The sequence below is a fragment of the Achromobacter sp. E1 genome (genome assembly GCF_037039475.1).
Lineage (GTDB): Bacteria > Pseudomonadota > Gammaproteobacteria > Burkholderiales > Burkholderiaceae_B > Achromobacter > Achromobacter mucicolens.
The window spans coordinates 4481350-4502439 of sequence record NZ_CP146253.1 but is presented as its reverse complement, the minus strand read 5'-3'; the positions used below and the strand labels follow the sequence as shown (position 1 = coordinate 4502439).

The 21090-nt window shown below is 65.8% G+C and carries 23 protein-coding genes; 8 read left to right on the top strand and 15 right to left on the bottom strand.

Annotated elements, in window-relative coordinates:
- The 4 genes from V6V88_RS20925 to V6V88_RS20910 all read right to left on the bottom strand — a co-directional run bounded on the left by V6V88_RS20925 (nt 1) and on the right by V6V88_RS20910 (nt 3561).
- The gene (locus V6V88_RS20925; protein ID WP_338616168.1) at nt 1-657 is read right to left on the bottom strand and encodes a DsbA family protein; all 657 of its coding nucleotides are present in this window, start codon (nt 655-657) and stop codon (nt 1-3) included.
- 98 nt (nt 658-755) lie between these two features.
- Nucleotides 756-2231, bottom strand: a complete 1476-nt coding sequence (locus V6V88_RS20920; protein WP_062838776.1) for an inorganic phosphate transporter — start codon at nt 2229-2231, stop codon at nt 756-758.
- An 83-nt stretch (nt 2232-2314) separates the two neighbouring features.
- The gene (locus V6V88_RS20915; RefSeq protein ID WP_255357224.1) at nt 2315-2440 is read right to left on the bottom strand and encodes a hypothetical protein; all 126 of its coding nucleotides are present in this window, start codon (nt 2438-2440) and stop codon (nt 2315-2317) included.
- Nucleotides 2437-3561: a D-alanyl-lipoteichoic acid biosynthesis protein DltD gene (locus V6V88_RS20910; RefSeq protein ID WP_338616167.1), complete on the bottom strand. Its 1125-nt coding sequence runs from the start codon at nt 3559-3561 to the stop codon at nt 2437-2439. The genes V6V88_RS20915 and V6V88_RS20910 overlap by 4 nt, the downstream gene beginning before the upstream one ends.
- Before the next feature lie 263 nt (nt 3562-3824).
- On the opposite strand from V6V88_RS20910, the gene mog reads away from it, so the two are divergent.
- The 3 genes from mog to V6V88_RS20895 all read left to right on the top strand — a co-directional run bounded on the left by mog (nt 3825) and on the right by V6V88_RS20895 (nt 5765).
- Entirely contained in the window at nt 3825-4457 is a 633-nt protein-coding gene (mog, locus tag V6V88_RS20905) for a molybdopterin adenylyltransferase (RefSeq protein WP_062838778.1), read from the top strand.
- Nucleotides 4458-4554: 97 nt separating this feature from the next.
- Complete coding sequence (locus V6V88_RS20900; protein ID WP_056326686.1) at nt 4555-4893, top strand: hypothetical protein; 339 nt, start codon at nt 4555-4557, stop codon at nt 4891-4893.
- 5 nt (nt 4894-4898) lie between these two features.
- Nucleotides 4899-5765: a peptidoglycan DD-metalloendopeptidase family protein gene (locus tag V6V88_RS20895; protein WP_062838780.1), complete on the top strand. Its 867-nt coding sequence runs from the start codon at nt 4899-4901 to the stop codon at nt 5763-5765.
- Nucleotides 5766-5796: 31 nt separating this feature from the next.
- Here V6V88_RS20895 and V6V88_RS20890 read toward each other — a convergent pair whose 3' ends face one another.
- From V6V88_RS20890 to V6V88_RS20860, 7 genes are all read right to left on the bottom strand, one after another.
- Nucleotides 5797-6084: a hypothetical protein gene (locus tag V6V88_RS20890; RefSeq protein ID WP_223572399.1), complete on the bottom strand. Its 288-nt coding sequence runs from the start codon at nt 6082-6084 to the stop codon at nt 5797-5799.
- 160 nt (nt 6085-6244) lie between these two features.
- Entirely contained in the window at nt 6245-6508 is a 264-nt protein-coding gene (infA, locus tag V6V88_RS20885) for a translation initiation factor IF-1 (protein ID WP_062683195.1), read from the bottom strand.
- Between the two features lie 519 nt (nt 6509-7027).
- A complete protein-coding gene (locus tag V6V88_RS20880) occupies nt 7028-7567 on the bottom strand; it encodes an SRPBCC family protein (protein ID WP_056326692.1) in 540 nt (179 codons plus the stop codon).
- Nucleotides 7568-7603: 36 nt separating this feature from the next.
- On the bottom strand, nt 7604-8056 hold the full coding sequence (locus V6V88_RS20875) for a GFA family protein (RefSeq protein WP_280001922.1): 453 nt from the start codon (nt 8054-8056) through the stop codon (nt 7604-7606).
- 153 nt (nt 8057-8209) lie between these two features.
- Nucleotides 8210-8725: a GAF domain-containing protein gene (locus V6V88_RS20870; RefSeq protein ID WP_223572395.1), complete on the bottom strand. Its 516-nt coding sequence runs from the start codon at nt 8723-8725 to the stop codon at nt 8210-8212.
- Nucleotides 8722-9696 (bottom strand): tripartite tricarboxylate transporter substrate binding protein, encoded by a 975-nt coding sequence (locus tag V6V88_RS20865; RefSeq protein ID WP_223572394.1) that lies wholly within the window; start codon nt 9694-9696, stop codon nt 8722-8724. Before V6V88_RS20865 ends, V6V88_RS20870 begins: the two co-directional genes overlap by 4 nt.
- A 58-nt stretch (nt 9697-9754) precedes the next feature.
- The gene (locus V6V88_RS20860; RefSeq protein ID WP_338616165.1) at nt 9755-11590 is read right to left on the bottom strand and encodes a gamma-glutamyltransferase family protein; all 1836 of its coding nucleotides are present in this window, start codon (nt 11588-11590) and stop codon (nt 9755-9757) included.
- A 111-nt stretch (nt 11591-11701) separates the two neighbouring features.
- Here V6V88_RS20860 and V6V88_RS20855 point away from each other — a divergent pair, with 111 nt between their 5' ends.
- Nucleotides 11702-12661 (top strand): LysR substrate-binding domain-containing protein, encoded by a 960-nt coding sequence (locus V6V88_RS20855; protein ID WP_142053829.1) that lies wholly within the window; start codon nt 11702-11704, stop codon nt 12659-12661.
- Between the two features lie 175 nt (nt 12662-12836).
- Nucleotides 12837-13271 (top strand): hypothetical protein, encoded by a 435-nt coding sequence (locus V6V88_RS20850; RefSeq protein ID WP_056326704.1) that lies wholly within the window; start codon nt 12837-12839, stop codon nt 13269-13271.
- Nucleotides 13272-13308: 37 nt separating this feature from the next.
- On the opposite strand, the gene V6V88_RS20845 is transcribed toward V6V88_RS20850, so the two are convergent.
- Nucleotides 13309-13692 carry a hypothetical protein gene (locus V6V88_RS20845; RefSeq protein ID WP_056326706.1) on the bottom strand — a complete coding sequence of 128 codons (384 nt, stop codon included), beginning with the start codon at nt 13690-13692 and terminating at the stop codon, nt 13309-13311.
- A gap of 135 nt (nt 13693-13827) precedes the next feature.
- Nucleotides 13828-15156 (bottom strand): dicarboxylate/amino acid:cation symporter, encoded by a 1329-nt coding sequence (locus tag V6V88_RS20840; protein ID WP_056326709.1) that lies wholly within the window; start codon nt 15154-15156, stop codon nt 13828-13830.
- A 275-nt stretch (nt 15157-15431) separates the two neighbouring features.
- On the opposite strand from V6V88_RS20840, the gene V6V88_RS20835 reads away from it, so the two are divergent.
- Together V6V88_RS20835 and fba are read left to right on the top strand one after the other, a co-directional pair.
- The gene (locus V6V88_RS20835) at nt 15432-16331 is read left to right on the top strand and encodes an SMP-30/gluconolactonase/LRE family protein (protein WP_280001929.1); all 900 of its coding nucleotides are present in this window, start codon (nt 15432-15434) and stop codon (nt 16329-16331) included.
- A gap of 230 nt (nt 16332-16561) precedes the next feature.
- Nucleotides 16562-17626 (top strand): class II fructose-bisphosphate aldolase, encoded by a 1065-nt coding sequence (gene fba, locus V6V88_RS20830; protein WP_056326713.1) that lies wholly within the window; start codon nt 16562-16564, stop codon nt 17624-17626.
- 101 nt (nt 17627-17727) lie between these two features.
- On the opposite strand, the gene V6V88_RS20825 is transcribed toward fba, so the two are convergent.
- Entirely contained in the window at nt 17728-18180 is a 453-nt protein-coding gene (locus V6V88_RS20825) for a GFA family protein (protein WP_062841696.1), read from the bottom strand.
- Between the two features lie 243 nt (nt 18181-18423).
- Between V6V88_RS20825 and V6V88_RS20820 the strand changes: the two genes are divergently transcribed.
- A complete protein-coding gene (locus V6V88_RS20820) occupies nt 18424-19305 on the top strand; it encodes a phosphoribosylaminoimidazolesuccinocarboxamide synthase (RefSeq protein ID WP_056326717.1) in 882 nt (293 codons plus the stop codon).
- Nucleotides 19306-19366: 61 nt separating this feature from the next.
- On the opposite strand, the gene V6V88_RS20815 is transcribed toward V6V88_RS20820, so the two are convergent.
- Nucleotides 19367-20715 (bottom strand): IS3 family transposase gene (locus tag V6V88_RS20815; RefSeq protein ID WP_280004194.1). Its coding sequence is split into 2 segments (ribosomal slippage): nt 19367-20245 and nt 20248-20715, totalling 1347 coding nucleotides; the frame shifts between segments, so codons are not numbered across the junction.
- Nucleotides 20716-21090 lie beyond the last annotated feature (375 nt).

Here is a 21090-nt window from a genome sequence, read left to right as displayed (position 1 = left end):
TCAGTCGCCGCCCTGGATGCGCGTTTGCAGATGATCGCGCCATGCGTCGGGACGGCCCAGATAGCGGCTGGGTTCGAGCAGCGTGAAAACGCCATCACGCTCCAGCGCCAGCGTCGGAAAACCCGTGCCGCCCACCTGCGCCAGCAATCGGCGGCTGGCGGCAATATGCGCGGCCGTCTCGTCGCCTTGCGCCTTGGCGTAGGCGGTGTTGAAGGCGCCGGTGTCCAGGCCGATATCGGCGGCCAGCGCGCGCAGCACGGCGGGGTCGGCGATGCGCAGACCTTGGACGTAATGCGCGCGTTGGATGCGGCGCAGCAGGTCCAGGCCGCGGCCGGCCAAGGTTTGCGCGGCCAGGATGGCGGTGGTGGGCGGTTCCGAATCGAACACGGCGCCGGTGTCTCGTAGCAGACCGTCGAAATAGTCCTTGCCGAATGGCTGGCCCGTCAGTCCGGCGATGCGTTCGTCGTGCGGCATGACATAGCGGCGCAGGGCGTCGGTGACCGGCTGGCGGTTGCTGCCCGTCATCATGCCGCCGCCATGGAGCTCGATGTGAAGGCCCTCAATGCCGCGGGCGGCCTCCACCAGCGGCGCGGCGCCATAGCACCAGCCGCAAAGCGGATCGAAGATGTAATGCAGGGTGGGGGAAGCGGTAGTCATGACGCCATCGTAGACGGCGCGGGATGCGGGCGCATAGGCCTGCGCAGTACCCAGAGTGTTGCAGCGGCCGTGCAGATTGCCTGCACGGCCGGGTTTCATCAGCCGGTGAACTGCACGCCGATCCAGAAAAGGCCGGCGGCCAGCAGCATCGAGGCGGGCAGCGTCAGCACCCACGCAAGCAGAATGTTGCGCACGGTGTTGCCCTGCAGTCCGGACTTGTTGGCGATCATGGTGCCCGCCACGCCGGAGGACAGCACGTGGGTCGTCGACACCGGCAGGCTGAAGACGTTGGCCAGCCCGATGGCGCCCACGGCGGTCAGTTGCGCCGACATGCCTTGCGCGTACGTCATGCCTTGCTTGCCGATCTTTTCTCCCACGGTCAGCACCACGCGGCGCCAGCCGACCATGGTGCCCGCGCCGAGCGCCAGCGCCACGGCCACAATTACCCACAAGGGCGCGTATTCGGTGGTGGCGGTCAGGTCCGCGCGCAGCCGTTGCAGGTCGGCCGCCTCGCGGGCGGGCAGCCCTTCCAGGCGGGCCACCTTCTTGGCGGTGTCGTCCAGGCACAGCAGGTAACGGCGCACGTCGATGCGCTTCTGCGCGGACAGGTCGGCGTAGTTTGACACGCCGTGCAGGTCTTTTTGCAGCGCCATGATGGTCGGCACGGTCAGCGTGGGATCGCAGCGGAAATTGGCCGGCAGTTCTTCCTGCATGTCGACGCGGCGCAGCGACAGGTAGTCGCCCAGCAGCGCCTCGTTGCGCTGGTAGAACACCAGCAGGTGGTTGGCCGCGTCGCGCGTGCGTTCGATCTGGTAGGTGGTGCTGTGGGTGTCCAGCACGAAATTGGCGGGCACGATGCCGATCAGCACCAGCATGATGAGGCCGATGCCCTTCTGCCCGTCGTTCGAGCCGTGCACGAAACTCACGCCCATGGCCGACAGGACCAGCACCAGGCGGTTCCAGAATGGCGGGTGCTTCTTGTTGTCGATGGCGCGGCGCTGTTCGGGCGTCTTGTGCATCTTGGACAGCGGCAGCCAGCGCTTGAGCGCCAGCAGCATCAACCCGGCCACGGCAAAGCCGGCGATGGGCGAGGCCACCAGCGACATGCCGATGTCGATGGCCTTGCCCCAGTTCACCCCTTCGCCCAGCGGCAGGTCGGTGATGAGCGCATTGGCCAGGCCCACGCCCAGGATCGAGCCGATCAGCGTGTGCGAACTGGAGGCGGGAATGCCGAAGTACCAGGTGCCCAGGTTCCAGGCGATGGCCGCCGCCAGCATGGCGAACACCATCGCAAGCCCGCGGCCGGTATCGACATTGATCAGCAGTTCGACGGGCAGCAGATGGACGATGGCGTAGGCGACGCCCACGCCGCCCAGCAACACGCCCAGAAAGTTGAAGATGCCGGACAGGACCACCGCCAGGTGGGGCGGCATGGCCTTGGTGTAGATGACGGTTGCCACGGCGTTCGCCGTGTCATGAAAGCCGTTGATGAATTCGAAGGCCAGGACGAATGTCAGGGCCAGCACAAGACTGAGGCCAACCCAAAGGTCTAGGCCGTGAAAGAGGTCGAACATGGGGGAGGGGGCGAGGTTCCGGCGAGAATGCCCCGATTATTGCAGATTTATGACCTGTCCCTGAATGAAGCGGCCCCCAAATCTTAGAACTTCGAATATTGGAATTCGATCTCCATGGGTTTGCCCAGATTGGCGGAGGTATCCGCCTGGATGACCATCACGGCCAGGATCCCGAGATACAGCAGGCAGAGCCAGAGTGTTCGTTTCATGGCCGGAATACCTCGGCGATCTTCTGATTGACGCGCAGCCATCCCAGCTCGCCCAGATGCTGCACGTCGCGCAGCGTGCCCACCTCGAAGGGCGCGTCATACATATCCATGCAGGTCATCGCGTAAGTCTGGCACAGGCCCGCGACCTGGCGCTGGATCGGGTCGAACCGGTCCAGGTCCTTGAAGACCATGGGGTGCAGGGGCTGCATGACGAACAGCGCATTGACCTCGTGCTGGCGCAGCAGCGCCATCAGGGCGGCCAGTTCGCGCAGTTCGTCGCGCCCGGTCAGGGCTTGCGGCTGGTAGGCGGTCTTGCCGCCGGCGGGGATGGTGCGCAAATACTTGTTGAAAAATTCGTCGCGGACGGCATAGCGGTTGTCCGTCATCAGCGCCTGTTCGGCGGCCTGGGCTTCGGCGGCCAGCGCGTCCCAATCCACGACGCGGGCCGCCATCGCCGGGCCCTCGCGCTCCGGTTCGGGGGCGGGCGCGGCGTACGCCGGCGCCCACAGGCCCGCCAGGCGTTGGCGGAACACATACGCCTGCTCGGCCGCCATCGACCAGTACACGCCCGCGTCCGCCTTGGCGTTCAGCCAGCGCATGACCTCGGTCCGGCCATCTGGCTGGCGCAGCAGGCGCGGCAACAGCGGGTTGGCGTGCTCCTTGAATTCGTCCGGTCCCAGTCCGCCGTCGCCATCAAACCAGCCGGGCGACAACATCACCACCACGCGCGAGGCCGGCGACAGGTCGTCGGCCAGCGCCGCCAGCACGAACTGCATGCCCAGCGACTGAAAACCCGAATGACCGTATGCCAGGACGGGCATCTGCAGTTCATCGGCCAGGAAGCGGTAGGGCACGAAGCGCAGGTCGTTGCTGGTGAGCTCCGACGAGCCCAGGATTACCAGCCGGTCGCCCGTGCGCAGTGCCTGGCTGAGCCGCGACAGGTTGCGCGTCTGCTCGTCCAGCGTATTGCCCAGGTTGGGAATGTAGAGGCCCGGCGCGGCGGCGGGCACCGGTTCGGTCTTCAAGGCCAGCGTGTGCAGGGCCGCCCAGCCGGCCACGGCCGCGGCGGACAGGGCCAGCGCCGCGGCAAGCGCGTGCTGCCGGAGAGTGCGTGTGAACATGGAAAACCTGAAAATGCGCCGCGCCGCGACAATGGGCCGGGATTGTTAGCGGATGTTATCCAGCGTCCATGACGCGAACAAGCGCGGGAAACCCTGGGCGGCTGGCGGTTTCCCCTTTTTGCCACACTTGGCGCCGCCGACCCCGCCGCATGCCGCCTTACAGAATGCGATAGCATCGATGTCGCGCGGCCGTCCGGCAAGCCACGGCGGCCGCGCTGCCTGCCGCCGCCGCGGCGCTTCATTGCCGGATTTCCCGCTACGCCATGACCCACATTGCCCGCATCGCCCGCAGCCACCCCGACGAACTCATCGTGGGCCTGGTGTCCGTTTCCGACCGCGCCTCCACCGGCGCCTACCAGGACCAAGGACTGCCCGCGCTGCGCGAATGGCTGGGCGGGGCGCTGGCTTCGCCGTGGCAGGCGGTCGACCGGCTGATTCCCGACGAGCCGGCCCGCATCTCCGAGACCCTGATCGAACTGGTCGACGGCTGCGGCTGCGATCTCGTCCTGACGACCGGCGGCACCGGCCCGGCGCGGCGCGATGTCACGCCCGAGGCCACGCTGGCCGTCGGCACCAAGGAAATGCCCGGTTTTGGCGAACAGATGCGCCAGATCAGCCTGCGCTTCGTGCCCACGGCCATCCTGTCGCGGCAGGTGGCCGTCATCCGCGAAACGGACGGCCATGCCGCCCTGATCGTGAACCTTCCCGGCCAGCCCAAGTCCATCCGCGAGACGCTGGAAGGCTTGAAGGGCGATGACGGCGCCGTGCTGGTGCCCGGCATCTTCGCCGCCATCCCGTACTGCATCGACCTCATTGGCGGTCCCTACGCCGAGACGCGTCCCGAGGTCATCGCGGCGTTCCGCCCCAAGTCCGCCCGCCGCCCGCCGCAGACGTGACGCCTTGGCCGGACGTTGCCGGGCCAAGGCGCCAAAAGACCGTGCGGTATAGTTGGCCGCCCCGATCAATCCCTACCGACCGAGAGTTTCCATCGTCATGAAGGCTCGTATCATCCTGTCCCTTACCGTCCTGGCTGCCCTGACCGCCTGCGCCAACGTCAAAGACGTCCGCGACCGCGAGCCCGTCTTCTACGGCTCGACCGCGCGCACCGCCCAGGACTACACGCAGTGCGTGGCGGACGCCTGGAAGGGGCTGGGCGTCAATTTCGAACAGAAGCCGGTGCGCAATGGTTACGAGCTCATCCTGCACGGCAGCCTGGGCGTCGAGGCCGTCATGACGACGACCCACTGGCAGGGCAAGACCGAGACCCGCCTGTCCACGCGCATCGCCCGCCGCGACCAGACCATCATCGAACCGGCCAACCTGTGCCTGTAAGCCCCATGTTCGAACGCCGCGACGTCCTGCGCGCTGGGCTGGCGGCGGCCAGCCTGTGCCTGGCCTGGCCCGCGCGGGCGCAGCAGGGCAGCTACATCAGCCGCAAGCTCGACGCCCGCGTGCCGGGCGGGGTGGCCGTCCTGACGCTTGGCGACGCGGCCAGCGCGCCCGAGGTCACATACCAGGACCGGCGCGTGCTGGTGGTGCGGGAACAGGGCAAGCAGTGGATCGCCGTGGTCGGCATCCCGCTCAGCGTGAAGCCGGGCCAGGAGCACGTCCAGGTCAAGGACGCCGCCGGCACGCGCCAGGTGGCCTTCACGGTGGGCGCCAAGGATTACGTCGCCCAGCACATCACGCTCAAGAACCGGCGCCAGGTGGATCCGAACCCGGACGATCTCAAGCGCATCGAACGCGAGCTGGCCGAGCAGATCGAGGCCTACCGCGGCTTTCGTGCCGGCGTCACGCCCAGCAACCTGATCCTGGACCGGCCCGTCAACGGCGGACGCCTGTCCAGCCCGTTCGGCCTGCGCCGCTTCTTCAACGGCCAGGAACGCAATCCCCATTCAGGCCTGGATTTCGCCGTGCCGGCCGGAACGCCCATCAAGGCGCCGGCTGCCGGGGTGGTGGTGCTGGTGGGGGATTACTTCTTCAATGGCAAAACGGTGTTCCTGGATCATGGCCAGGGATTGATCAGCATGTTCTGCCATATGTCGGCCGTCGACGTGAAAGTCGGCGACGAGGTGCCGCGCGGCGGCGTGGTGGGCAAGGTGGGCGCGACCGGGCGGGCGACGGGCCCGCACCTGCACTGGAACGTCAGCCTGAACGATGCGCGCATCGATCCGGCGATCTTCATTGGGGCGTTCAAGCCCTGACCAACGGTGGGGATCGGGGAGCGGGCCGGGTTCAGGCCTGCTCTGCCGCCAGCGCGATGCGCTTGAGCGCGTATTGGTGCATGCGCTCGGCGTATTCCATCTGCTGCTGCACGCTGCGTTGGCCGGCTTCCTGGTCGTCCAGGCAGTTGTCGTATTTGGTCTTGGCTTCGGCGTAGGTCAGGCCGGTGTTGCGCAGGCTGTTGATGAAGGCCTCGCGCGACTGGCGCAGCAGGCGCAGGCCTTCCTCGCCCTTCGCGAATCTTCTTCGCGCCAGGGCAAGCTGGTCTGCGGCGGCTTGCAATTCTTCTTTCAGGTCCATCGTGCTTCGTGCGTATCCGGCCTGGCGTTGCGCCAGGCGAGGGAGCGCCATTCTTTCATGAACAGGCGTTCCACGCATTACGGCAGGACGCGAATCCGGCTTTAGGATTCGCGAAAAGTAGGTGCCGGGCGCCGGCATGAAGCCGGCCCGGGCGGCCGGCTTAGCGGCGGTATTGCTGCGGACGATGCGCGGCGGGGGCGCGTTCGTCCTTGTGGCGGAAGTTGATGCGGCCCTTGGTCAGGTCGTACGGCGACATTTCCAGGGTGACGCGATCGCCCGCGAGGATGCGGATGCGGTGCTTGCGGATACGGCCGGAGGCGTAGGCGCCGACTTCGATGCCGTTGTCCAGTTTGACGCGGTAGCGGCTATCGGGCAGCACTTCGTCAACGATGCCATCCAATTCGATGAGTTCTTCTTTAGCCATGCTCTACTCCTTGATCAAAACGCGCAGCCATGCCGGCGGCATGAGGCGCCGCGCAAGGCGGCAAGCGCGTCGGACTCGGATAAACCGGTCCAGCGGTTTGAACGCAAAAAAACGTTCGGGCAAGCGTGGGTATGGGCCACGGCATCCGAAGGGATGTCTGAAATGGCGGATACTCGCGCCCTGAGGTAAGTGCGCGCGGTGCGCGCCGGGGTCGCGGCGTGGGTGCTGCGGGCACCTGGCCGGAAGAAGCGGGGTTGCAGCGGTTGCGGCAACGCCTGGCGCCACGAGGACTGCAGCAGCGTGCTGGGCAGTGACGGGGGGCGCCCAATAAAAAACCGGATCTCGTTCGCGTCGCTGACGTTCATTCAGTAGCGCCCTTTCGTGGGCGCTACAGGTTGGCACGCAGGATGACCGAAGTCCGGTTTTTGCGGAAAAATCACGCTCTTATGTTACCGCAAAGCAGGCAGTTTAGCCAGCTTTTATGCCAGATCGGCCCGTGATAGTTGCGCTTGAACGACTCTAGCGCCGGGGGATGCGGCGCTGGTACTCGGCCTCCCAGGCGGCATTGGCCGACCAGAACGGGCCCGGATCGCGGCCGGCCAGCCGGGCCGCGAGTACGTTCAGATGCGTGTGCCAGCCGCCCGCCACGTCGACCATGTCGTCCCGGGTAGCAAGCTTGCGGTGGGTGAGGACCAGCAGGGCGGAATCCGCTTTTGGGGACAGTTCGAACATCACCTCGGATGGCGCGCCCGCCGATCCGCCCCAGGTGTAACTCAAGAGGTGCGGCGGCTCGCACCGGGTGATGAGGCCTTGCGTGGTGAGGCCTTCTTCGTAGGGCTTATAGGCCTCGGGCGTCGGTTCGCGCACGGAGGACAGGTCGGCATGCAGGAACCGCAGCGTGACGCCGCCCCCTTCCATCAGGTCCATGTCGCCTGAAGCCAGCCACTGGCCGCGCTTGTCGGATTCGGTCAGCCAGGCCCACACCTCGTCCACGCTGGCCGGCAGCGTGCGCGTGAAACGCAGGGTGGTGGGGTCCAGTACGACGCCAAAGTCGCTCATATCAGTCTCCTGTGAAGTCCGGAGCCGGACGTGGGTTCATCTTCCGTGTGAAAAGGTCAGTGGCGGCGCCTGCGGATCGTGCTCGGGCGCTTCGTCCATGGCGCCGGGATGCTGGGGCAGCGCATCCGTGATGTCGTACCACGGCGCCTTGCTCGCGACATGGTAATGCGCCTCAGGCTTGACGCCCGGATCGTCGTCCAGCGGGCCCAGCGGCAGGCCGTAGACGTCGGGCGTCTGGTCAAAGCGGCTGAGCAGGGGCGTGCCGCAGGCCTCGCAGAAGCCCCGGTAGTTGCCGGGCGACGAGGCGTACCAGGTCACGTGGTCTTCCCCCTGGGTCCAGGCAAAATCCTTGGACTGGACCGTTGCGCGGCTGCGGAAGGCCGCGCCATGCGTCTTGCGGCACATCACGCAATGGCAGTTCAGGGCATCGGTGAGCGGACCGTTGATCTCGTAGGCGACACGGCCGCAGAGGCAGGAACCTTTGATCATGATGAGCGCCAGGCAGGTTGGGGGAATAACCCCAATATACCCGCGGCGCCGGGCGTCGGCTCCCGCTTTTGAGCCGGATGTCTTTCAGATCGTTGCTGCGTCGGGGTTTCCGCCGGATGCCGGGCAACGCGCGGCATCCGGGCCGGGCAGCGGTCAGGCGGCGGGCTGTGCCGCCTGCAGCGCCTGGAACGCGGGCAGGGCCAAGAGGGCCGCCAGCCGTGCCGCGTCAATGTCCGCCTGCGTCACCGCGGCGCGCGGCATCAGGAAGTTGACGGTGCCCAGGCACGCGCCGTCATAGACGACCGGCACGTTGATGACGGATTTCAAGCCCAGTTCGCGGATGGCGTCGTGGTCATTGAAGAACTCGCGGATGGCGTCCTCTCCCTGGCCGACGAACACCTGCTGCTCCAGCAGGACGTGCCGGCCCCAGGCCGTGCCGGTCTTGTCCTTGCTCCCGCCCGGCGGGTAGGCCTGCGGGTTCGAGCTGTACAGCCGCACCACGCGCATGGCGCTGGCGTCGTAACGATTCACGGTGCACAGCGTGTGCGCGAGGGCGAGGCCGGCGTAGGCATCGATGGCCTGAAAGGCCGCCTGCGCATTGCCCTGCGCGTACGCCTGGCCGATGGCTTGCACGCCCGTGGCGGCCGGGCTGAGGGCGTGGTCCGTCATTCCGCGGTGATGCCCAGTTCTTTGATCAACTTGCCGTACTTGTCGGCGTCGCGCGCCAGGATCTGGCCGAACTGCTCGGGCGTGGTGTCGGTCAGCAGCACGCCCATGTCGCCCATCTTCTTGATGACATCGGGCCGCTTCAGAATCACGTTGATCTCACGGTTCAGCCGTGCCGTCAGTTCGGGCGGCATGCCCGCCGGGCCAAACGCGCCGTACCAGACCGCCAGTTCATAGCCGGGCAGCGTTTCGGCCACGGTGGGCACATTGGGCAGCAGCGGCGAACGCTGCGCTTCCGTGACGGCCAGCAGCTTGAGCTTGTTCGACTGCACGTGCGGCAGCGTCTGCGTGCCGGCGCTGAACAGCACCTGCGTGCGCCCGGCCACGGTGTCCAGCACCGCAGGCGCGCCGCCGCGGTAGGGGATGTGCATCATCTTCACGCCGGCGGCTTTCTCGAACAGGACGGCGCTCAGGTGGTTGGTCGAGCCCTGGCCTGCCGAGGCGTAGGCCACGTTGTCGGGATTGGCCTTCACGTAGGCGATGAATTCCTTCAGGTTCGAAGCCGGCACCGACGGATGCACGACCATCGTGTTGGTCACGAGGGCCAGCTCGGCGATCGGCGTGAAGTCCTTCACGCCGTCGAACGGCATGTTGGAATAGAGCGCCTGGTTCATCGTGTGGGTGCTCATCGAGCCCACCAGCAGCGTATAGCCGTCCGGCTTGGCGCGCGCCACGAACGCCGTGCCGATGTTGCCGGACGCGCCCGAACGGTTTTCCACGATCACGGGCTGGCCCAGCGATTGCGTCAGTCCTTCGGACAACACGCGCGCCAGGATGTCCGTGGAGCCGCCGGCCGCCCACGGCACGACCAGCGTGATGGGCTTTTCGGGCCACGCGGCCTGCGAAAGCGCGGGCGCGGCCATCGCCAGTCCCAGCGCGAACGTGCGCAGCAGTCGTTTGAGTTGCAGTGTCATGGTGTTTACCCCTTGCGTAGTGTCCGGCTTCTGAGATCCGGTCGAAAGAAAAAGTGATTTAGCGGCCGACGGCGTATCCCTGCATGCCACGGGGATTGGCGGCGGCGCGCAGCAGCAGGCGTCCGCCCGCGGCGGGTTCGCGTGTGCATGCGCTGATGCGGCCTTCGGACCAGTCCGGTCCTACCTTGACGTCGTGACCGGCCGCGCGCAGCGCATCCAGCGTGGCCGCGGGCATGCGCGACTCCACCGTCAGCCGGTTCAGCGTCAGCGCGCGCGGCCAGAACGAACCTGGAAAGTGATCGATATGCCAGGACGGCGCGTCGATCGCCGCCTGCAGGTTCATGCCCATGGCGTGCCGCAGGAAGAACGCGACGGTCCATTGGTCCTGCTGGTCGCCGCCCGGCGTGCCGAACGCCATGTAAGGCTGACCGTCGCGCAGCGCAAGGCCGGGCGACAGCGTGGTGCAGGGGCGCTTGCCCGGCTGCAGCTGGCCCGGCACGCCATCGTCCAGCCAGGTCATCTGCAGGCGCGTCGTGAGCGAAAAGCCCAGCGCGGGCACCACGGGACTTGACGACAGCCAGCCGCCCGACGGCGTGGCGGCCACCATGTTGCCGTCGCGGTCGATGACGTCGATCTGGCAGGTGTCGCCCACGAACAATTCGCGCGAGGCCCATTCGTCGACGGGCGGCAACGCCGCGAAGGTCGGTTCGCCCACGCCGTAGCGCGTGTCCGAGGCGGCCAGTGTGCGGATGGCGGCGTCCAGGTCGGGCAGGCGCGGCGGCAGGCCCCCCGGACTGCCGGGTTGCAGGGTGAGGCAGGCGCGGTCGCCGATGGTGGCGGCGCGCGCCCGCGCGTAGTCGTCGCTCAGCAGCGCCGCCAGCGGCACCTGCGCGTGATCGGGATCGCCATACCAGGCGGTGCGGTCGGCGAACGCCAGCTTGGCGGCTTCGGCCACACGGTGCACGAACTGCGGCGACAGCGGGTCCAGCTTGTCCACGTCAAGGTGGCGCAGCAGCGCCAGCTGTTGCAGATGCACCGGCCCTTGCGACCAGACGCCGCATTTGGCGACCGTGTAGCGGCCATATTGCGTGGTCAGCGGTTCGTCGTAGGTTGCGCGCCAATCGGCCAGGTCGGCCTTGCGCAGCAGCCCGCGGTTGCGCTGGCCGGTGGTGTCCAGCGCGGCCTCGTTGGTGTAGAAACTGTCGATCGCATCGGCGACGAATCCCCGGTACCACACGTCCAGCGCCGCATCGATGCGGCCGCGCCGGTCGGTGTTGGCGGCATGGGCTTCGTCCAGGATGCGGGTGTAGGTGGCCGCGATGGCCGGCGTGCGGAACAGCGCGTCGGGGGAGGGCACGCGGCCGCCGGGCAGCCAGACCTCGCCCGAGCTTTTCCATTCGTCGCGAAACAGCGCCTGCACGGCCAGGATCGCCTGCGAAATCCGCGGGACCAGCGGAAAGCCGTCGCGCGCATAGTCGATGGCTGGCCGCAGGACATCCGCCAGCTCCCACGTGCCGTAATCGCGCAGCAGCGTCAGCCAGGCGCCGAACGCGCCCGGCACCGTGGCGGGCAGCAGGCCGATTCCGGGCACGAGGTCCACGCCCAGCTCGCGGAAATAGGCGGGAGTCGCCAGCGCGGGCGCCGGGCCTTGGCCGCACAGCGCGCGCATGCGCTTTTCGCGTTCGCTCCAGATCAGGATGGGCACTTCGCCGCCGGGTCCGTTCAGGTGCGGCTCGACGATCTGCAGGACGAATCCGCCCGCCACGGCCGCGTCGTACGCGTTGCCCCCGCGCTCCAGCACGCTCATGGCCACTTGCGAGGCCAGCCAGTGCGTGGACGAGACCACGCCGTACGTGCCGCGTATTTCAGGTCGGGTGGTGAAGGACGGATTCATCGCGGGATACCGGGAGGGCAGGAAATGATGCGTGCAGTATAGGACCCAGAAATAACTGGTTTTATCTTTATGGGCATAATTGCATAACCAAATGGTTATCTGGAAAACGCCATGAGCCGCGATGCCGTCCGACTTGCCAACCGCCTGAAGCACCGGCATCTGATGCTGCTGGTCAATATCGACCGCCATAAATCGCTGACGCGGGTCGCCGCGCAGACGGGCATCAGCCAGCCCGCGGTGACCAAGTCCCTGGCCGAGCTGGAGGATATTTTCGGCGCGCCCCTGTTCCTGCGCACGGGCAGCGGCCTGCAGCCCACCCAGCTGGGCAATCTGGCGCTGGTGCGGGCGCGTCACATGCTCAGCGATCTGGACCTGTGGGAGCGCGAAGTCGAGGCCTTGCAGGCCGGGCGCTCCGCGCACCTGCACGTGGGCGTGGTCCCGTACGTGTCCAGCGCCTTGCTTACCGCCGCCATCAGCCAATTGCACCAGCGCCACGGCGTGACGCTGAGCCTGCACCGCGCCACGACCGATCATCTGGTGCCGATGCTGCGCCAGCACGAGCTGGACTGCATCATCAGCCGGGCCACGTCCACGGTGATGCACGAAGACCTGATTCATCGCGTGCTGTACCGCCAACGGCCCCGCCTGGTCGCGCACGGCCGGCTGGCCCAGCGGCTGGCGCGGCGCAAGCCCGACTGGGCTGCGGTGGCGGCGCTGGACTGGGTCCTGCCGGCGGCCAATACACCCACGCGGCAATTGATCGTCGAACACTTCATCCGTGCCGGGCTGCAGCCGCCGTCGCCCGTGCTGGAGGCCTATTCGACGGATGTGATCGAGGGCATCCTGTCGCAGAACGAATCGTCGATTTCGGTGGTGCCCGAAGACATCGCGCGCGAACTTTGCCAGCGGGGCAGGCTGGGCATGGTGCCGTGGGATTTTGGCTGGGAGCTGCCGCCGATCAACCTGATCCGGAGGAAGCGCGAACAGGCGTTGACGGCCGAGTCGCAGTTTTCCGACATCCTGCTGGACCTCTGCGCAAACGCGGCAGCACCCGCGCCTGCGCAGGCCTGACCTGCACGGGCGGCGCAAGCCTGTCTGGCAAGACATGCACATGTCCTAGGCGCAAAAACGTCGCTTCCCGCCACAGACGAAGTAGCCGGCATCTGGTTAAATGGCTGAAAGGCCACACGGCCCCGGGCAAGCCGCTGCCTTTTCCGGCTTGCCCTTCCAATTCACGGAGCCCCAGATGGCACGATTCAATTTCACCCAGGACCTCGAAGAACCCGATCTGTGGGCGGCGGAAAACGTCCCCGCCGGCGAGGGCCGGCCCCCCATCCACGTCATGATCCAGACCGACGGCGAAGAGCCCGATGCGGGTGCGTCCAAGGTGGTCAAGGGCATCCTGGACAACCTGGACGACCAGATTCTGGCCGCGGCCGACTTCCTGCTCGACAACTATTCGTACGAGCACTGCAAAAAGCTGGGCATCGAAGACGACCAGCTCCTGGCCGAAGAAACGGCCGAAGCCATGGCGGAAAAAGCCGTGCTGCGCGCGCTGTGGCTGTTCGACGAAGACGGCGACGGCTACGAGCTCTGGTTCACGCTGCCCTGGGACCCGGTGCACACCTACGACGTCGAATTCGAGGACGGCGCGCCCGTGTCCTGCTCGGTAAACGACTGACTAAACGACTGACGCCACCCGGCCAGCCGGGGCAAGGTCAGCGCGGCAGTTCGTACCGCGTCGCCAGGCTTTGCCCCAGCGATTCGTCGTACTTGTAGCGCACCTTCAACGGCTTGCCCCGCAAGATGGTGCGCGCCGGCACGTTCTCCAGCGCCACCTCCACCTCCTTGTCCACGAACTCGCCGCAGTCCGTGTCAGCCCTTTCGCCGTCGGGAATGTCGGCGGCTTTGACTTTCAGTTTGAACAGCACCTGCGTCAGCGCCGTGCCGTCGGTCCGGAACTGCCGGTAGGTGGTGGGAAAGGTGGAGACCGTGCCCGTCAGGTCGCAGGAAATGCGGGTCCAGGCATGCGCAGGGGGAATGCAGGCGAACAGGCCGGCGGCAAGCGCCGCCGCCGCGCGGGGCGAAAACAGAAGATTCATGGTGTGCGGGGCCGGGCGCGGCGCCCATGCGCGCCTCGCCGGTGCGTGACGAAAAGGGCTTTTATGTTGCGCCCGGCACTCGCGCCGGTCAAGCGGGCGCGCACCATTGAAAACGGGCCGTTACGGCCCGTTTTTTCATGCGTTCTGGCTGGCGGTCCGCGCCGGTTGCGGGGTCGCGTCCACGGTTCCGGAAACCGTCTCGCCGGCAATCTCGGCGTCCGTATCCGCGGGCAGATCCTCCTCGTTACCTTCCAGCTTGGCGATCACGGCCGTGGCCAGGCTGTTGCCGACCACGTTGGTGGCGGTGCGGCCCATGTCGAAGAACTGGTCGATGCCCATGATGAGCAGCAGGCCGGCTTCGGGCAGGTGGAACATCGGCAGCGTCGCGGCCACCACCACCAGCGAGGCGCGCGCCACGCCGGCCATGCCCTTGCTCGTCACCATCAGCACCAGCAGCAGGGTGAGCTGCTGCGTGAAACTCATCTCGATGTTGTAGGCCTGGGCGATGAACAGCACCGCGAACGACTGGTACATCATCGAGCCGTCAAGGTTGAACGAGTAACCCAGCGGCAGCACGAATCCGGAAATGCGCTTGGACACGCCGAACCGCGCCAGCGCCTCGATCGTCTTGGGGTAGGCCGATTCGCTGCTCGCGGTCGAGAACGCCAGCAGGGTCGGTTCCTTGATGAGGCCGCCCAGACGGCGCGTGGACTTGCCCAGGAACAGGTAACCGACGCCGAACAGAATCGCCCACAAAAGGGCCAGGCCCAGATAGAACTCACCGATCAGCTTGCCGTAGCTGATCAGCACGCCCAGGCCCTCTGTCGTGATGGCGGCCGCCATCGCGGCGAACACGCCCAGCGGCGCAAAACGCATCACGTAGTCTGTGACGCGGAACATGATCTTGGCCAGCTCGTCGATCATGTTGTAGATCGTGTTGTGGCCCTTGCCGCGGATGAACGACAGCGCGGCGCCGAAGAACAGCGAGAACACCAGGATCTGCAGGATCTCGTTGTTGGCCATCGCTTCGGCGATGCTCTTGGGAAAGACGTGCGCAATGAACGCCTTGAGCGTGAAGTCGCCCGTCTTCAGGCCCGATGTCAGCCCCGCGTCGGGAATCGCCAGGTTCATGTGCGCGCCGGGCTGGAAGATGTTGACCAGCGCCAGGCCCAGCAGCAGCGAGATCGCCGAGGCGGCGATGAACCAGATCATGGCGCGCATGCCGATGCGGCCCACCGCGCTGGCGTCGCTCATGCTGGCCAGGCCGGTCACCAGGGTGGCGAACACGAGCGGCGCGATGATCATCTTGATCATGCGCAGGAAGATGTCGGTGACAAGGCTGAAGTACGAGGCGATGTGCGCCGCCTCCTGCTGGTTCTGCGCGAACTTGTTGCAGAAGTAGCCCACCACGATGCCCAGCACCATGGCGATGCCGATATAACGCGTCAGCTTCTTAGTGTTCATGTTGAATACGGGAAAACGGGAGCCGCCGCTTGGCACGAGGGGCCAGGTCCGCCGGCATGAAGGCGGGGGCGGGCGGTCCAGTGACGGACATGCCAGGGGTCCAGGTACTGCTCGGGTTAACCCTTGGGGCGCGATGTTAACGCCGCCAACCTGACAGCCAGTTGTCAGTTTAGGGACGGATCAGCCGTGCCAGAATGCCCCTTCCGGTCTCATCAAGACAGGCCGGGCGCCACCTGGGAACCGGCCCCGAGCGGGGCGACATGGGAGACAAAGCAATGCCGAATCGCGAATTGTCCGTGCTGGCTTCCGGCTACACCTATCTGGAGGGGCTGCGCTGGCACGAAAACCGCCTGTGGGCCTCGGACTTCTATACCGGGCAGGTCATCACGGTGACGCTGCAGGGCGCCGTGGACCGTGTCTGCCTGGTGCCCCACCAGCCCTCCGGCCTAGGGTGGCTGCCCGACGGCCGCCTGCTGATCGCCTCCATGAAGGACCGCAAGCTGCTGCGCCGCGAGGCGGACGGCACGCTATCTGTTCACGCGGACCTCTCGGCGCTGACCGGCGGCCCCATCAACGACATGGTGGTGGACGCGCAGGGCAGGGCGTACGTGGGCAACTTCGGGTTCGACATCATGGCGGGCGAACCGGTCCGCAGGACCACGCTGGTGCGCGTGGACCCGGACGGCGTGGCGCAGGTGGTGGCGGACGGGCTGTGCTTTCCAAACGGGTCGTTCATTACGCCCGACGGCAAGACGCTGATCGTCAACGAGACCTTCGCGAACCGCATTTCCGAATTCGACATCGAGCCCAATGGCGTGCTGGGCCCGCGCCGCGACTGGGCCAACTTCGGCGAGCTGCCGGACAGCGACGACCTGGCCACGCTGATCGCCGCCTCAAAGATCGCCCCGGACGGCGGCGCGCTGGATGAAGAAGGCGCGCTCTGGGTGGGCGATGCCATCGGCAAGCGCATCGTGCGCGTCGAACGGGGCGGCAGGATCCTGGAGCAGATCGACACGGGCGAGTTCGGCATCTTCGCGGCCGCGCTGGGCGGCGCCGACGGCAGGACGCTCTTCATGGCGGCGGCGCCGGATTTTGTCGAAGCCAATCGCCGGGCCAAACCCCAGGCCCGCATCCTGACGACGCAGGTTGACGTGCCGCGCGCGGGCAGGCCGTAGGCCACAGCCCTAGGTCACAAGCCGGGCGGCAAAGGCCTGGCGTGCCGGACTTCTGGTCCGCATGGACGAGATCGCAAGGCGGGATATCAGCCGTCCCGCCCCTTGCGGTATCACCTGAATGGATAGGATACCGGCCGTTGCAAGACCTTTCTTCGATTCCCCCGTAAAATCACGCCATTCAGCAAGGCTTCAATCATCTCTCAATAGACAGTACCTAAGGAGGACCACTCATGGCCCTAGTCTCCATGCGCCAGTTGCTCGACCACGCCGCCGAGCACGGCTACGGCATTCCGGCTTTCAACGTCAACAACCTGGAACAGGTCCAGGCCATCATGGAAGCCGCGGCGGAGACCGACAGCCCGGTGATCATGCAGGCCTCGGCCGGCGCGCGCAAATACGCGGGCGAAGGCTTCCTCAAGTACCTGATCCAGGCCGCCGTTGAGTCCTACCCGCACATTCCCGTGGTCATGCACCAGGATCACGGCCAGTCGCCCAAGATCTGCCAGGGCGCGATCGACCTGGGCTTCTCCAGCGTCATGATGGACGGCTCGCTGAAGGAAGACGGCAAGACCATCGCCGACTACGACTACAACGTCGAAGTCACCAAGAAGGTTGTCGACATCGCGCACAAGCTGGGCGTGACCGTCGAAGGCGAACTGGGCTGCCTGGGCTCGCTCGAAACCATGGAAGGCGACAAGGAAGACGGCCACGGCGCCGATGGCAAGCTGACCATGGATCAGCTGCTGACCGACCCGGAACAAGCCGCCGACTTCGTGCGCCGCACGCAACTGGACGCCCTGGCGATTGCCATCGGCACCAGCCACGGCGCCTACAAGTTCACGCGCAAGCCCACCGGCGACATCCTGTCGATCTCCCGCATCAAGGAAATCCACGCCCGCCTGCCCAACACCCACCTGGTGATGCACGGCAGCTCCAGCGTGCCGCAGGAACTGCTGGCCGAAATCCGTGAATTCGGCGGCAACATGAAGGAAACCTACGGCGTGCCCGTCGAGGAAATCCAGGAAGCCATCAAGTACGGCGTGCGCAAGATCAATATCGACACCGATATCCGTCTGGCCATGACCGGCGCGATCCGCCGCTTCTTCGCCGAGAACCCCGAAAAGTTCGACCCGCGCGAATACCTCAAGCCCGCCCGCGCCGCCGCCAAGGCAATCTGTGTCGCTCGCTACACGGAATTCGGCACCGCCGGCAACGCCAGCAAGATCAAGCCGCTGCCGCTGACCGAAATTGCCGCGCAATACGCGTCGGGCAAGCTGTCGCAAGTGGTGCAGTAAGGTCCCCGCCTGAGCCGCCTTCCCTGTGAAGGCGGCTCAGGCAAAAAAGGGCTGGTCCGCGAGGGCCAGCCCTTTTGTTTTGTGGACGTGATGCGCGCGGCCTACGCCGGCGAATTGCGCCCGAAGCTCGGCACCGTCCGGTCCACGTGGTGCCACGAGGGCGCCGAGTCCGTCCATAGGCTCACCTTGGAATGAAACGCCTCGGGATCGTCCAGCGACCCCGCGCGGACCACCTCGTACCCCATGCCTTCCGAGCCGCCGAACAGCGGCGTCCCACAGGACGGGCAGAAGCTGCGCATGACGGTGTGGCCGGAGTCGCCCTGGTAGCGGTGTTCCTTAGGCTGGCCGCGCAGCAGCGTGACGGCGCCTGCGGGAAAGATCAGGGCATGGGCTGGGGCGCCGCCGCTGGAATACTGGCAGTCCCGGCAATGGCAGGTCGCCGCGGTGATGGGCTCGTCCGTGAGGGCGTAGCGGATGGCGCCGCACTGGCAGCCGCCTGTCATGTGCACCTGCGCGTCGGCGTGGGGCATGCGCTTGGGGGAAGCATCCTGCATACGACTCTGTCTCCGGACGGGTTGCGCCGTGACGCCCGGGGGCGGCCGGCGCGAATTATGGATGGGGATCAAAGCCTAACCCGGGGTCTGGCCTGCGGCAAGGTGAACTTATTTGCAGTAATCTATGCGCTTTGCAGGAGCCGCCGCGCGGCGCCGCTTCTGCCTGGTATCCGATTTCGTTCCACTTCCCGCCCTGGCGCCCGCCCGCGGCGGGAATGTTCATTTTTGCCATAGGCCATTCCCGTGACTTCTGCTTTGCATGAATCCAGCATCAAGTCCCTGCCGCTGCTGGGACGCGGCAAGGTGCGCGATATGTACGCCGTCGGCGACGACAAGTTGCTGATCGTCGCGTCGGATCGCATTTCCGCCTTCGATGTGATCCTTGACGACCCCATTCCCGGCAAGGGACAGGTGCTGACCGAACTGACCGAATTCTGGTTGCAGAAGCTGGCGCACATCCTGCCCAACCACTCCACCGGCGTGAAGCCCGAGGACGTGGTGGCGCCCGATGAGGTCGACCAGGTGCGTGGCCGTGCCGTGGTGGTCAAGCGTCTGAAGCCGATCCTGGTCGAAGCGGTGGCCCGCGGTTACCTGATCGGTTCCGGCTGGAAGGACTACCAGGCGACCGGCGCCGTGTGCGGCATCAAGCTGCCGGCGGGCTTGCAACAAGCGAGCAAGCTGCCCGAGCCCATCTTCACGCCCGCGGCCAAGGCCGAATTCGGCATGCACGACGAGAACGTGGACTTCGCGCACGTGGTCAAGGAAGTCGGCCAGGAAATGGCCGAGCGCATCCGCGACGTCACGCTCAAGCTGTACGCCGAAGCCGCCGCCTTTGCCGCGACCAAGGGCATCATCATCGCCGACACCAAGTTCGAATTCGGCCTGGACGACGATGGCACGCTGCACTTGATGGACGAAGTGCTGACGCCCGATTCGTCGCGTTTCTGGCCTGCCGACGGCTACCGCGTGGGCATCAGCCCGCCGTCCTTCGACAAGCAGTTCGTGCGCGACTGGCTTGAAACGCAAACGTGGGACAAGACCCCGCCCGCGCCGCGCCTGCCGCAGGACGTGCTGGAAAAGACGGCAGCGAAATACCGCGAAGCCCTGGACCGCCTGATCGCCTGATCGGGCCCGCATTGAAAACCCGCTCCAGCCGTGAACTGACCCCCAGAAGTTGGACGGTCAACTAAAGCCCGTAGGCCTGAGCTCGGTATTGCACCGGGCTCAGGCCTTTTAGCTTGAGCTTGATGCGGTTGTGATTGTAGTAATGGATGTACTGCCGGATGCCGGCCAGCAACTGCTCGATGCTCTCGAAGCGGTTGAGGTGGAAGAACTCTGCTTTGAGCGTGCCGAAGAAGCTTTCCATGGCGGCATTGTCCAGGCAGTTGCCCTTGCGTGACATGCTCTGCGTGACGGACCGGGCGGCCAGCATGCGCCGGTAGATGGGCTGCTGGTATTGCCAGCCCTGGTCGGAGTGCAGCACGGGGCGCTCCGTCGGCCGCAGCCGCGCCAGCGCCTTCTTCAGCATGCTGCCCACGAGCTTGAACACTGGCCGCCGAGCGGTCTCGTAGGCCACGATCTCGCCGTTGTACAGGTCCATCACCGGCGACAGGTACAGCTTCTCGCCACGCACGTTGAACTCGGTCACGTCGGTGACCCACTTCTCGTTCGGACGCTCGGCCTCGAAGCGACGCGCCAACACGTTGGCCGCCACATGATGCGACTGACCTCGGTAGGACCGGTACTTCTTGGCGCGCACGAGCGACTTCAAGCCCAGCGCCTGCATCAGCTTCTGCACCGTCTTGTGATTCACCAGCTCACCTGCCTGGCGCAGCACCGCCGTGATCCGGCGGTAACCATAGCGGCCCTTGTGCTGCGCATAAACCGCGTTGATGTGCTGCTTGAGCTCGGCGTACGGGTCCACGGCGCCAAGCGCCTTCAGGTGGTAATAGAACGTGCTGCGCGACAGCTTGGCTGCTCTCAGCAATAGCGCCAGCGGATGACGATGCCTCAACCCTTGGACCATTTGCGCTTTTTCACCAGCGCTTCGGTCCGTTCCGCTTGGATCAAGGCATCGAGTTTTTTTAGGTAATCGAGCTCCGCTCGCAGGTACGCGTTCTCTTCGCGCAACTGCTTCTCTGTCATGTCCTTGGGTGTTGGCTCGGGTGGATACTTGTGTGGCATGGCGGGGCTATCTCGACGTCTGGGCTCCAATGCGCCCATTCCGCCCTCATCATACCCACGACGCCATTTGCCGATGGTCCCGGAATCGCCCAAGTTGTAAACCGCCACAGCCTGCCTGTCCGATAAGCCGTCCTGCTCGATGCGCTTCAACACCTCAAATTTGAATTGCGCCGAATACCGCTTGCGCGGCCTGACTAAACCAGCCCGTCCATGCAGTTGGTAGACAGCCACCCATCGCCGCAGCAACGCATAGTCCACGCCGACCTCCCGCGCCACTTCCGCATAACTATGCTGTTCAGACAGATACCGCCGTACAGCGTCCAGCTTGAACTGCTCGTCGTACTTTGCCATGCAAAAAACCCCCGAAGGATGGATCAAAGTCCAACTTTCGGGGGTCAGTTCACCGAGCGGGTTTTTTTTGTCGTGTGTGCTTAACCGGCATCACCAACCGGTGTCTGACACCCTGGTGAGAGGATCTTCATCTTGAGCTGGCGGCCCAAGGGTGTCAGACACCGGCCGCACCGCCGCCGCAGCCTCCACGAGGTGTCTGACACCCTGGTGAGAGGATCTTCATCTTGAGCTGGAGGCCCAAGGGTGTCAGACACCGGCCGCACCGCCGCCGCAGCCTCCACGAGGTGTCTGACACCCTGGTGAGAGGATCTTCATCTTGAGCCGGCGCCCCAAGGGTGTCAGACACCGCCCAAGTTGCCACCGACGCTTCCGATG